The organism is Mesorhizobium sp. CCNWLY176 (genome assembly GCF_037153935.1).
Taxonomy (GTDB): domain Bacteria; phylum Pseudomonadota; class Alphaproteobacteria; order Rhizobiales; family Rhizobiaceae; genus Mesorhizobium_M; species Mesorhizobium_M zhangyense.
In genome coordinates this window covers 180593-192652 of record NZ_JBBBDZ010000009.1, presented here as the reverse complement: position 1 = coordinate 192652, position 12060 = coordinate 180593, and the positions used below count along the sequence as shown (strand labels likewise).

12 protein-coding genes are annotated in these 12060 nt (G+C 65.3%); 8 read left to right on the top strand and 4 right to left on the bottom strand.

Going from position 1 to position 12060, the window contains the following annotated elements; translation table 11 throughout:
* Positions 1-8 precede the first annotated feature (8 nt).
* The 8 genes from WBQ96_RS16870 to WBQ96_RS16835 all read left to right on the top strand — a co-directional run bounded on the left by WBQ96_RS16870 (position 9) and on the right by WBQ96_RS16835 (position 8051).
* Entirely contained in the window at positions 9-764 is a 756-nt protein-coding gene (locus WBQ96_RS16870; RefSeq protein WP_336551653.1) for a GntR family transcriptional regulator, read from the top strand.
* 81 nt (positions 765-845) lie between these two features.
* Positions 846-2339, top strand: coding sequence for an FGGY-family carbohydrate kinase (locus WBQ96_RS16865; RefSeq protein ID WP_336551655.1), 1494 nt, complete (start codon positions 846-848; stop codon positions 2337-2339).
* 72 nt (positions 2340-2411) lie between these two features.
* On the top strand, positions 2412-3155 hold the full coding sequence (locus tag WBQ96_RS16860; protein ID WP_336551657.1) for a GntR family transcriptional regulator: 744 nt from the start codon (positions 2412-2414) through the stop codon (positions 3153-3155).
* Entirely contained in the window at positions 3152-3889 is a 738-nt protein-coding gene (locus WBQ96_RS16855; protein WP_336551659.1) for an SIS domain-containing protein, read from the top strand. Before WBQ96_RS16860 ends, WBQ96_RS16855 begins: the two co-directional genes overlap by 4 nt.
* A 50-nt stretch (positions 3890-3939) precedes the next feature.
* Positions 3940-5226 (top strand): ABC transporter substrate-binding protein, encoded by a 1287-nt coding sequence (locus WBQ96_RS16850; RefSeq protein WP_336551662.1) that lies wholly within the window; start codon positions 3940-3942, stop codon positions 5224-5226.
* Positions 5227-5253: 27 nt separating this feature from the next.
* Positions 5254-6126 carry a carbohydrate ABC transporter permease gene (locus WBQ96_RS16845; RefSeq protein WP_336551664.1) on the top strand — a complete coding sequence of 291 codons (873 nt, stop codon included), beginning with the start codon at positions 5254-5256 and terminating at the stop codon, positions 6124-6126.
* Complete coding sequence (locus WBQ96_RS16840) at positions 6123-6950, top strand: carbohydrate ABC transporter permease (protein WP_336551666.1); 828 nt, start codon at positions 6123-6125, stop codon at positions 6948-6950. Before WBQ96_RS16845 ends, WBQ96_RS16840 begins: the two co-directional genes overlap by 4 nt.
* A gap of 15 nt (positions 6951-6965) precedes the next feature.
* Entirely contained in the window at positions 6966-8051 is a 1086-nt protein-coding gene (locus WBQ96_RS16835) for an ABC transporter ATP-binding protein (protein WP_336551668.1), read from the top strand.
* Positions 8052-8257: 206 nt separating this feature from the next.
* Here WBQ96_RS16835 and WBQ96_RS16830 read toward each other — a convergent pair whose 3' ends face one another.
* The 4 genes from WBQ96_RS16830 to WBQ96_RS16815 all read right to left on the bottom strand — a co-directional run bounded on the left by WBQ96_RS16830 (position 8258) and on the right by WBQ96_RS16815 (position 12010).
* Entirely contained in the window at positions 8258-9292 is a 1035-nt protein-coding gene (locus WBQ96_RS16830) for a DUF6925 family protein (protein WP_336551670.1), read from the bottom strand.
* A 122-nt stretch (positions 9293-9414) separates the two neighbouring features.
* Entirely contained in the window at positions 9415-10188 is a 774-nt protein-coding gene (locus WBQ96_RS16825) for an ABC transporter ATP-binding protein (protein ID WP_442920842.1), read from the bottom strand.
* On the bottom strand, positions 10185-11186 hold the full coding sequence (locus tag WBQ96_RS16820) for a FecCD family ABC transporter permease (RefSeq protein WP_336551672.1): 1002 nt from the start codon (positions 11184-11186) through the stop codon (positions 10185-10187). The genes WBQ96_RS16825 and WBQ96_RS16820 overlap by 4 nt, the downstream gene beginning before the upstream one ends.
* The gene (locus WBQ96_RS16815; RefSeq protein ID WP_336551674.1) at positions 11183-12010 is read right to left on the bottom strand and encodes an ABC transporter substrate-binding protein; all 828 of its coding nucleotides are present in this window, start codon (positions 12008-12010) and stop codon (positions 11183-11185) included. Before WBQ96_RS16815 ends, WBQ96_RS16820 begins: the two co-directional genes overlap by 4 nt.
* Between the last annotated feature and the right edge of the window lie 50 nt (positions 12011-12060).

Sequence of the window (12060 nt, the reverse complement as noted above, 5' to 3'; positions counted from 1 at the left end):
GGTGCAACGTGACGCTTCCCGGCATTTTTTCTCCTGACAAACTGAACCGGGACGATCCCGCGCCGGCCTATCGACGCCTGCAGACGCTGGTTTCCGAGGCAATCGCCTCGGGGGAGCTGAAGCCCGGTGCGGCGCTGCCTTCCGAGCGCGAGCTCGCCGTCCAGCTCGGGATTTCGCGCGTCACCGTGCGCAAGGCAATGTCGGGGCTGGTCGAGGACGGGTTGATCGTCCAGCGTCATGGCAGCGGCAACTATGTCGCCGGCGGGCCGGAGCGGCTGGTGCAGAGCCTGAGCCAGCTCTACTCCTTCACCGAGGACATGAAGTCGCGCGGCAGGGAGGCAGGGACGCGCTGGCTGTCTCGCGAACGCGCATCGGCCAGCACGGAAGAGGCCGAACTGCTCGGCATCGCCGCGGGTGAGCCAGTCATTCGCCTGCGGCGCTTGCGACTGGCCGATGGCGAGCCGATCGCGGTGGAATGGTCGCTGACGCCGGCCAGCGTGCTTGCCGACCCGCAGGATGTCGGCGCTTCGCTCTATGAGACGTTTCGGGCGCGCGGCTACAAGCCGGCGCGGGCCGTGCAGCATTTCACCGCCATCAATGTCGATGCCGAAACAGCCAAGCTGCTGCAGATTCCCGTCGGCTCGGCGGCGCTCGACATCCACAGAATCACGCGGCTGGAAGACGGCCGCATCGTCGAATCCAGCCGCTCGATCTTTCGTGGCGACGCCTACGACTTCGTCGCGGAACTGGGCATCGGAGCTTAGAATGCGTTTTTCGGACTTCATCACACCCGGCATCTTCGCCGGAACTCTCCCGGCTTTGCGTTGCGCCAATGGGGCTTGCGCATGAGCCGCTATCTTCTCGGCATCGATGCCGGTTCGTCCGTTACCAAGGCCGCCGTCTTCGACGAGGCAGGCCGGCAGCTTGGCGCAGGCGCGCACCGCATCCGCCTGCAACGGCCGCATCCGGGCTGGTCGGAGATCGATCCGGCTTCGGCGTGGGAGGCGGCGACCGTGGCGGTCAAGGCGGCACTGAAGGACGCGGGCGTCACGGGCGCGGATATCGCTGCCGTGGGCCTGTCGGCGGCTATGGTCGGTGCCTGGCTGGTCGATGAGGCGGGCAATGCGCTGCGCCCCGGCATCATCTGGGAAGACAGCCGCGCGCAGGATTGGATGGAGCGCCGCGCGGCGGAAGTCCCGGACTTTTATCAGCGCATCTTCCAGTCGGATGGCTGCGTGGTACAGCAGGGCTGCACGCTGCCGCTTATGGCATGGCTGAAGGAGAACGAGCCGGAGGTTCTCGACCGCGCGGCGCACGTCTTCAGCTACAAGGATTTTCTGCGGCTGAAGCTGACCGGAAATGTCGCTGCCGACCGTACCGAGGCGGCAGTCGCCCCCGGCAGCGCGCGCGACCGCGACCGCAGCGCCGAGATGCTCGAGCTATTCCAGGTTTCGGACCTCGCGCACAAACTGCCGCCGGTGGCCAATTCCGAAACCGTCGGCGGCTTCGTCACCGCTGAGGCGGAGGCGGCAACGGGTTTGGCCGAGCGTACGCCGGTGGCCATCGGTGCGGGCGATGTGCCGGCGACCGTGACCGGCGCCAGCGCGCTGGAAGCCGGCATGGCGATGGCCGTGCTCGGCACGACCTGCATGGTCGGCGTGGTTTCGGATCATCCGGTCTTCACCCCGCCCGATCTCGGCCTGCTGTTCACGCTGCCGGGCGAGACCTGGTACCGCGCCATGGTCAATGTCGCCGGCACGCTTAATCTCGACTGGGCAGTCGAAACGCTGCTGCCCGATTTGGCGAAGGAGCCAGACCTCTATGCCCGCATGGAGGCGATGATCGCCCCCATTCCGATCGGCAGCGAGGGCGTCGTTTATCTGCCCTATCTCAGCGAGAGCGGCATCATCGCGCCGGTGGTGAACCGCGAGGCGCGTGCCGGCTTCCACGGCCTATCGCCCCGGCACGGCCGCCCGCATATGATCCGCGCCGTCTATGAGGGTGTGGCGCTGGCGCTGCGTGACCTGTTCCAGGATCTGGAAGGCGCCGGCCACGAAATCCTGCTGACCGGCGGCGGCGCGCGCAGCCCGATGTGGACGCAGATGATCGCCGATTGCCTCGGCACGACCGTGCTGGTGCCGGCCGGTACCGAGTTCGGCGCGCGCGGTGCGGCCCTGCTTGCCGCCACCGCTATCGGACGTTTTCCATCGATCCGCGAAGCTTCGGTCTCGACCCGCGAAATCCAGCGCAGACATGAACCGAACACTGCCGTCAAACCCGCCTGGGACAGTGCTTTCACCGCCTATCGCGCCCGTCGCGACGCGTCGTTGGGGAAATAGGCGGCTAAGGGGCTTTACAGGGCGCGATTGAGTGGTGCATACCACTCATCATATTGGAATATACCGGTGCCCATGTCCTCTATCGCCGCCGACCAGCAACCGCTCTACCAGCGCATCGCGAATGACTTCGCGGCGCAGATCGCGTCCGGCACGCTGAAGGTCGGCGAAAGGCTGCCTTCGGAACGGCAGATGGCCGAGGACCTTGGCTACAGCCGCATGACGGCGCGGCAGGCGCTGAAGGTTCTGGAGCGGCGCGGGCTGGTCGAGACCCGCACCGGACGCGGCGCGTTCGTTGCCCATCCGCAGATCGAGCAGCAGCTTTCGACACTGAGCGGCTTTACCGAAGACATGCAGCGCGGCGGCCGTGTCGCCTCCTCGATCGTGCTGGATGCCGGCGTGGGTGCCGCCGATCTGGAGGCAGCAAACGCGCTCGGCATTGCTGAGCATGCGCCGGTGCACCGGCTGGTGCGCGTGCGCCTTGCCGATGCCGAGCCGGTCGGGCTTGAGCGCACCGAAATCCCCGCCGCCCTTGCGCCGAAACTGCTCGACCGCGCCGACTTCACCACGGACTCGCTTTACCGCGTGCTGCGCGAGGACTACGGCATCTATCCGAGCGAAGCCGAGCAGAGACTGTGGTCGGCGCATCCCGATGCCTCGAGCGCTGCCGCTCTCGGCATCCCGATGCAGAGCTCGGTTCTCATCCTTACCCGCCGCACGCTCGACGCGACGCGACGCCCCATCGAATATGTCCGCTCGGTCTATCGCGGCGACTGCTTCGTGATGCGGGTCAACCTGACACTCGGAAAAGACGCATGACCAAGACCCCGCACGCCGCCGCCTATCTTGCCGACCTGACCGCGCGCACCGGGCGGCTGATCGAGGAGAATGCCGGTTCGATCGCGGCTGCGGCGGATGCGGTGGAGCGCACGGCCAAGGCTGACGGCCTGGTCTATATCTTCGGCACCGGCCACAGCCACACCATGGCAGAGGAGGCGCATTACCGCGCCGGCGGGCTGGCACTCACCGTCCCGATCCTGTCCTCCACGACGATGGTGCATGAAGGGGCGGTTGCTGGCACCGTCTTCGAGCGCATGCCGGGCATCATCGCGCCGATCTTCGAGCGCTACCCGATGGGACCGAACGACGTGCTGATCGTCGTCTCCAACAGCGGCGTCAACACCGCGACGGTGGAAGCAGCCCAGCTCGGCAAGGCGAAGGGCGCGACCGTGATCGCCATCACCTCCGAAATCTATTCGAAGCAGGCCGCCAATGGCCGCACGCGGCTGGCCGACGTCGCCGACATCGTGCTCGACAATGGCGGGCCTCCCGGCGACGCCACGATGCAAGTGCCGGGCAGCGAATTGCGCGTCGGGCCGATCTCGACCTCGATCGGCGCGGCGCTGATGAACGCGGTGTTCGTCGAGGCCGCCGTGCGGCTGCAAACCGGCGGGATCAACGCGCCGATCTATCTCAGCGCCAACATGCCGGGCGCAAAAGAGGTCAATGCGGCTCTGATCGCCAAATACAGGCCGCGCAATCCACATCTTTGAGGAAATTCCGCGGACTCAAGGGGAGCCGCGAATTAATGGGAGACTACACGATGAAACTGACGAAATTTCTGACACTTGCCGGCTTTGCCGCGACGCTTATGACCGGCACCGCCTATGCTGCGCCGGTCGACCTGACGCTGTGGCATATGGAGCAGCCACCGCACCGCGTGCAGCGCATGAAGGAACTGCTTGACGAATTCAACGCCGCCCATCCCGACATCCAGGTCAAGCAGGAGCCGCAGAGCTGGGGTGAAGTCTATGCCAAGGCGCCCGCCGCTTTCGCCGCCGGCAACGGCCCGGACCTGCTCTTCACCATTCCCGATTTCACCACGGTGCTGAAGGGCATCGACGCGGTCGTGCCGGTTGACGATCTGGTCAAGGATCTCGACGCCAAGCACGGTTTTATCCCCGCGACGCTCGCACCCTACCAGTATGACGACCATGTCTGGGCAGTGCCTGCCTACAACATGGCGATCTCGCTGTGGTACCGCAACAGCGTGCTCAAGGCTGCCGGCGTCGAAGTGCCGAAGACCTGGAGCGAGTGGCAGGCCGCCGCCGAGAAGCTCAGCACCGACGGCAAATACGGTATCGGCCTTCCGGCCAACAAGCAGCTCTATACCGACCAGACCGTCTACAGCGTCATGGTCAACAGCGGCGCTGCCGACATCTACAAGGACGACGGCTCGATCGATTTCGACAAGCCGGAAACCGTGAAGGCCTACGACTTCTACAGCAAGCTCGCCAAGCTCTCGCCGGCCGACAACGGCTCGTGGACCTGGGGCGAGGCCGAAGCCTGCTTCGCCAGCAACACCTGCGGCATGATCCTGCAGTTCGGCGTCATCAACACCTATGACACGCAGGCCGAAGGCGATGCCGCCGATCTCGGCGTGGCACCGGTGCCGCATGCCGACGACCAGAGCGAATCGGCGACGATCTCCTACTCCAACGCGATCATGCTGACGACCAAGGACGAGGCCAAGCAGGCTGCCGCCAAGGTGTTCCTGGCCTGGTTGCTGGAGCCGGCAAACTATGGCCGCTTCCTGACCATGGAGCCGGGCCTGTTCCTGCCGGTGACCGACGACGGCGCCAAGGCGGACTCGTTCTGGAACGACAAGACCGTGACCAAGTACAAGGGCCAGGTCGAGACGATGATTTCGAACTCGCATGCCGGCAAGCTGTTCGGCTTCACCACCGGTAAGGTGTTCCCGTCGATCGGCGCCATCTCGGCGCAGAACGTGATCGCCGAGACGCTGCAGCACATCGTGGTGGACGGGCAGACCGCGGCCGACGCCGTCAAGGGCGGCCAGGCGCGCATGTCCGAAATCGCCAAGAAGTAAGAGACGGTCAGGGCGGGAACAGACACGATGAAGAACACCACGCTGGCCTTCCTGTTCGTGTCGCCTGCCCTGCTGTTCCTGCTGGCCGTTCTCGGCTGGCCGCTGGTTCAGGCCGTCATCCTGAGTTTTCAGGATGTCGGCGTGATCGGCTCGCAAGGCCATTATGTCGGCCTTGCTAACTATATCTCGATCCTCGGCGGCGCCGGCTTCTGGCGCGCGCTCGGCCGCAGCATCGTCTGGGTGCTGGGCAATGCCGTGGTGCAGACGGCACTGGCGCTGGCAACCGCGCTTATCCTCAACCAGAAATTCCCCGGTGTCCGCATTGCCCGCACATGGGTGATCCTGAGCTGGATCGTGCCGACGGTGGTCGTCGTCATTATCTGGCGCTGGCTGCTGTCATCGTCGGGCGGCATGATCAACCCGCTGCTCATTCAGGCCGGCGTCATCGAGCGGCCCGTCGGCTTCTTCGCCACCCGCGAAAGCGCCATGACGACGCTGATCCTGATCAATTCCTGGCGCTGGTTTCCGTTCACCGCGTTGATGATGCTGGCCGGACTGACGCGCATTCCGAGCGACCTCTATGAGGCCGCCCGCATCGACGGGGCCGGCACCTTCCAGCGCTTCAAGCGCATCACCTGGCCGCTGCTGCAGCCGACACTGCTGGTGCTCGGCGTCGTCGGCACGCTCTTGTCCTTCAACGTTTTCGACGTGATCTGGCTGCTGACGGCGGGCGGACCGGCGGGTGCCACGCAGACGCTGCCGGTGCTGATCTACGAGACCGCCTTCAAGGGATACCGGCTGAGCGAGGCGGCGACCGTCTCGGTGCTGACCAGCATCCTGCTGATGGGCTTTGCCTTCCTCGCCACGCGCGCCATGACCGCGCAGGAGGCAGCGCGATGAAACGCACATTCGGACAGTCGCTGTCGCTCTATGGCGGACTTTTGCTGATCGCACTTTTGATCGTGCTGCCGTTCTGGTGGGTCATCAGCGGCTCGATCAAGCTGCCGCGCGAAATCATCCAGCGCGTGCCGACGATGATCCCGGAGAGCTTTACGCTGCAGCATTTCGAGAAGCTGCTGCAGGCCTCGGATTTCCCGGTCTATCTCATCAACAGCCTCATCGTCGCCTCGTTCTCGACGGCATTCACGGTGCTGCTTGCCTTGCCCGCGGCCTACGCCTTTTTCCGCATGGAATTTCCCGGCCGCAACGCGCTCTACCGCACGATCCTGCTGGCCTACGCCTTCCCCGGCGTGGTGGTGCTGATCCCGCTTTACGGCCTCTTCGCCAAGGTCGGTCTGATCGACAGCCCGGTGGCGCTGGTCATCGTCAATGTCGCGTTCGCCTTGCCCTTCTCGATCTGGATGATGCGCTCCTTCCTCGCCACCATCCCGCGCGAGATCGAGGAGGCAGCGGTGGTCGATGGCGCGCCGACGACGACCATTCTCGTGCGCATCTTGATGCCGCTGATCGCGCCGGGCATCGCCAGCGTGGCGATCTTCGCCTTCATCTCGTCGTGGACCGAATATCTGTTTGCCTCGGTGCTGATCGTGTCTGACGCGCGGCGCACCATTCCCGTCGGCTTTGCCGGCATCATCGGCCAGTATCAGATCGACTGGGGCCTGCTGCTTGCCGGCGCCACAGCCGCGATCATCCCGGTCGTCGCCCTCTTCGCCCTTGTCGGCCGCTGGTTCGTTTCCGGCCTGACCGACGGCGCGGTCAAATAGTTCGAAGGTAGAAAAATGGCGGGCCTGTCGCTCCAGAAAGTGAAGAAGCGCTTCGGCGAAACCGAGGTGATCGGCGGTGTCGACCTCGACGTCAAGGACGGCGAATTCGTCGTCTTCGTCGGGCCGTCGGGCTGCGGCAAGTCCACGCTGCTGCGCATGATCGCCGGGCTGGAAACCACCTCGGACGGGCGCATCGAGATCGGCGGGCGCGACGTGACCGGCGAAGACCCGGCCAAGCGCGGCATCGCCATGGTGTTCCAGACGTACGCGCTCTACCCGCATATGACGGTCGCGACCAATATGGGCTTTCCCCTAGAAATGGCGAAACGGCCGAAGGAAGAAATCGACCGCAAGGTGGCGGAAGCCGCCAAGATCCTGCATCTCGAGCCCTATCTCCAACGCAAGCCGCGCGAGCTTTCCGGCGGCCAGCGCCAGCGCGTGGCGATCGGGCGCGCCATCGTGCGCCAGCCCGGCGTGTTCCTGTTCGACGAGCCGCTGTCCAACCTCGATGCCGAACTGCGCGTGCAGATGCGCATCGAGATCGCGCGGCTGCATCAGGAACTCGGCACGACCATGATCTACGTCACCCACGATCAAGTCGAGGCGATGACGCTGGCGAGCCGCATCGTGGTGCTGCGCGCAGGTCGCATCGAGCAGGTCGGTGCGCCGCTGGAGCTTTATGAGAACCCCGACAACAGCTTCGTCGCCGGCTTCATCGGCTCGCCGCGCATGAATTTCGTGCCGGTCACGGTTGTCGGCGTGGAAGGCGGCAAGGCCATGGTCGCAGCACCCAAGCTTGGGTTGACGGGCATGGCGGTCGCAACGCGCGGCGCGGCGCCCAAGCTTGGAACGGCAGTCAGCCTCGGCATAAGGCCCGAGCATTTCGTGGCAGCAGACGGGGCAACCAGCGCGCTTTCCGGCAAGGTCACGCTGGTCGAGCGCCTCGGCGGCGTCACCTATGCGCATGCACAACTGCCCGAAGGCGGCACCATCACCGTGGAAAGCCGCGACGCCCGCAGCTTCAACGCCGGCGACGGCGCGCGCTTCGGGCTGGATGGATCGCGGGCGTTTCTGTTCGATCAGGATGGGAAGCGGATTTGAGGGTTGCGCTGCCCCTCACCCTTACCCTCTCCCCGTGAAAAACGGGGAGAGGGGGTCATCGACGTAGCGGCCAATCTCCTTCTCTCCGTCACAATATGGGGAAGAAGGACGCTCCAACGCTGACGCCTCCCTCTCCCCGTTTTTCACGGGGAGAGGGTAAGGGTGAGGGGCAATTTTTCAGACGAAAACTCTCACAGAAAACGCCATCAATGCCCCGGTGAATCGTCGTCCTCGAGTTCGGCGTCGCTGCGCTGGTCATGCACCTTGCGCCACACCGTAAGCCGGTGCGCCAGTTCCGAATCCTGCTGGTGCTCGGCCAACCGCGCCTGCTGGCGCAGTGCCAGGCGCACGACGCCGCGCTCGAAGCGACCATCGGGAACGACAAAACCTTCCGGGTCGCCGCCACGTTGCAGCGCGCCGAGAACGGTCCGCTTCAGCATCACCAGACTAGGGTCGCCATAGGCGGAATAGAGATCCTGGAAATGCCGATGCAGCCCAGCATCGAATTCGATGTCCTCGCCCATGGCGCCGATGACCGGATTGCCGGGGTGAAGCGAGCCGAGCGGCATGAGCCCTTCCGGGATCGGCGTGTTGGCGGAATGGGTGCGCCCGGTTCGCAGCAGCTTCGGCAGGAGATGCGTGTGCGGGCCGGGTGGCGAGACGCCGCCGGTGTCGGGACCGCCGATCTTCTGGAACACCTCGACACGGCCGATATGGGTCAACGCGACGCGGTGCGGATGCGCGGCAAGAATGGCCGGCATGGCGGCATTGTCGTGCTCGAACAGCGAGCGGCCGAGATTGGCGCGCAGCACGGTCAGCAGCTTCGGATCGCTGGTGCGGATGCAGAAATCGCATTGCGGCAGGGACAGGCCCATATCGAACAGGATGCCGGTGTGGTCGATGCCGCGAATGGCGTCGTCGTCGGGACCAAGCTCTGTCAGGACGGAGCGCGCCTCGCGGCGTGCCAGCGTTTCCGGCAGGCACAGTGCGACCGCCTGGCTCCAGCGATGGGCGCGCGGGCTGACCGTCTCGTAGGCGACCGGCACGACCTCATCGAGCCGCTTGCGGTCGATGTGGATCGCGCCGCGCCGGGTCGCGCGCGACAGTGTGAAGCCGTCGTCGATCACCGGCGTCTCGTCGCGATCCTGATGGAATTCGGCGATTGCGCCGAAGGTGCCCATGCTCCAGCCCGTCTGCCAGTCGCGCAGATGATCGCGAATGAGGTTTTGCAGCGTTTCCATGTTCCGCCCTCCCGATTGCGTTAGAGCGAGATGACTTTCACTTGAATCGCCATCCCGCTCTAAGTTTCTGTTTTTGAAGCATGATCTTGTCCGAAAAGTCTGCAACTTTTCGGGATCATGCTCTAGCCGGCGACGTCCAGCGGCATGACCAGCATGCCGCCCTGCGTCTCGCCGAGATAAGCCTCCACGCCATAGACCGAGCGCAGGCGCGCGGCCGTCAGCACCTCGCGCGGCGGGCCGTCGGCGACGATCCGGCCCTTGTCGATGAGGACGAGCCGCGTGCACCAGCGTGCCGCAAGGCCGAGATCGTGCAGCGAAGCGACGACGCCCCGGCCCTCCGAGGCGAGCTGCGCAAACAGGCGCATCAGCGTGATCTGGTGCGATGGATCGAGGCCGGCGGTCGGCTCGTCGGCAAGCAGCAGAGGGGCATCCTGCGCGAGCGCGCGGGCAATCAGCACCCGCGCTTTCTCGCCGCCGGAAAGGTCGGTCGCGGGGCGGTGGCGGAAGGCGTCGACCTCCATGCGGCGCATGGCTTCTTCGATCTTTGCTGTGTCCGCAGCGTCAAATCCGGCAAAGGCAGACCGATGCGGCGCGCGGCCGAGCGAAACCAGCATCTCGACCGAGACCGGCCAGCCAATCTCGCGCTCCTGCGGCAGATAGGCGAGGTGACGCGCCCTCTCCTTCGCCGGCATAGCGGCGGCATCCTTGCCGGCAATGCCGATCTTTCCGGTCGAGGGGATTAGGCCGAGGGCAGCTCTGAGGAGCGTCGATTTGCCGGAACCGTTCGGGCCGATCAGCCCGACGAATTCGCCTTCCTGCACGGCAAGCGAAAGCCCGTGCAGCACAGGCTTGCCACTGAGCGAGGCGTGAAGCTGATCGATGGCAAGCAAGGTCACAGCAGGTTCCTCCGCGTGCGGTAGACGAGCCAGAGGAAGAACGGCGCGCCGACGATGGCCGTCAGGACGCCGAGCTTGAGGTCCTTTCCCGGTGCGATGATGCGGACCAGAATGTCGGCGGCGAGCAGCACGCAGGCACCGCCGAGCGCGCTGGCCGGCAGCAGCCGCGACGGGCGCGAGCCGACCAGCGGGCGCAATATATGCGGCACGACGAGGCCGACGAAGCCGATAGCGCCGGCAACAGCGGTTGCGGCCCCCACAGACGCGGCGGTGCCGAACACCGCCAAAAACTGCACGCGGCGCATATCGACGCCCATGCTGGCAGCCGCATCGTTGCCGAGCGTCAGCGTGTCGAGCACGCGCCCGAGCGAGGCAAGCATGAGCCAACCGATGACCATGAAGGGCGCGGCGAGCCAGACATGGGTCATGGAGCGGTCGGTGAGCGAACCCAGCATCCAGAACATGATTTCGAGTGCTGCAAACGGGTTCGGCGACAGATTGAGCGCCAGCGATGTCATTGCGCCGGCGAAGCTCGAAACGGCGACGCCGGCGAGGATGATGGTGAGCGCGCCGCCCTTCATGCCGGCCATGGCCTGCACGATGACCACCGCCAGCACGGCACCGGCAAGGGCAGCCAGCGGCAGGCCGAGCGGGAAGACCGCGGAGAAGCCGGTGTAGATGGCAATGACCGCACCGAGCGAGGCAGTGGCGCTGACGCCGATCAACCCCGGCTCGGCCAGCGGGTTGCGGAGATAGCCCTGCAGTGCCGCGCCCGACAGGCCGAGCGTCGCGCCAATCATCAGACCGAGAATGGCGCGCGGCAGGCGGATTTCCTGCATGATCAGGGCGATGGCGCCAGCCTTCGATGAGAACAGTGCAGCGATGCTGTCGGCAAAGCCCAATGCCGCCGGGCCGACGGTGAGCGACAGCAGGAACAGGATGAGTGTTGCTGCGCCAAGAATGATGAGCAGCAGGCGGTAGCGTGCGGTCTCGCTCATCTGGCCGCTCCCGCCGCTTCTCGAAGCATGTGCGCCGCCTCAAGCGTGAAGGGCGCGCCGCAGATGGTATATTTCGTCGGAATGTTGACGGCCTTGCTGCCGGCGGTCACAGCCTTGAAGGCCGGGTGGACATAACCCTCCTCGGCCAGTGCGGGACCCGGATAATCGCTCGCGCTGGATACGACGAGATCGGGATTGGCGAGCACCAGCAGTTCCAGCGGCAGTTTCGATGTGCCGGTGAGGCCGAGCCGGGCTGCGATGTTTTCGAGGCCGGAGATGCCGATCAGCGCATCGACCAGCGTGCCGGAGCCGGAGGTGTAGCTGTTGGCGTAGTATGTCGCGACCGTCCTGCCGGAGGGCGGCTGCGCGCGGAGTGTCGCCAGGTCGTTGTCGATCTGGGTTAGAAGCGCAGACGCCTTTTCCTGCCGTCCCAGAAGCGCGCCCATGCGCGAAATGTGTTCGCGGATATCGGCGAGAGAATCCGCCGGCGCGAACTCCTCCACTCGAAAACCGAGCCGCCGCAGAAGCTCGACCGTGGTCCGGGTCGTGAAGGTGCCAGCGATGATCAGGTCCGGCTGCATGAGAAAGACTTCCTCGGCAAGGCCATGGTTGACCACATAGCCTCCGGCCTGATCGGCAAGCACCGACGTATTCCTGTCGCCGGCGAGATAGGACACCGAATAAAGCTGGCCCTCGCCGGCAATCAGCATGGCAAGCTGGTCGGTGCAGACATTCATGGAGACGACGCGGCGGGGAGCCTCGGCGGCGAGAGCCGCCGAGGCGTTGAGAATCGAGACCATCAGGATAGCCGTGATGCGTTTCATGCTTTTCTCCAGGCATCGGACCTCCAAGAGAGGCCCGATGCAGAACCTCC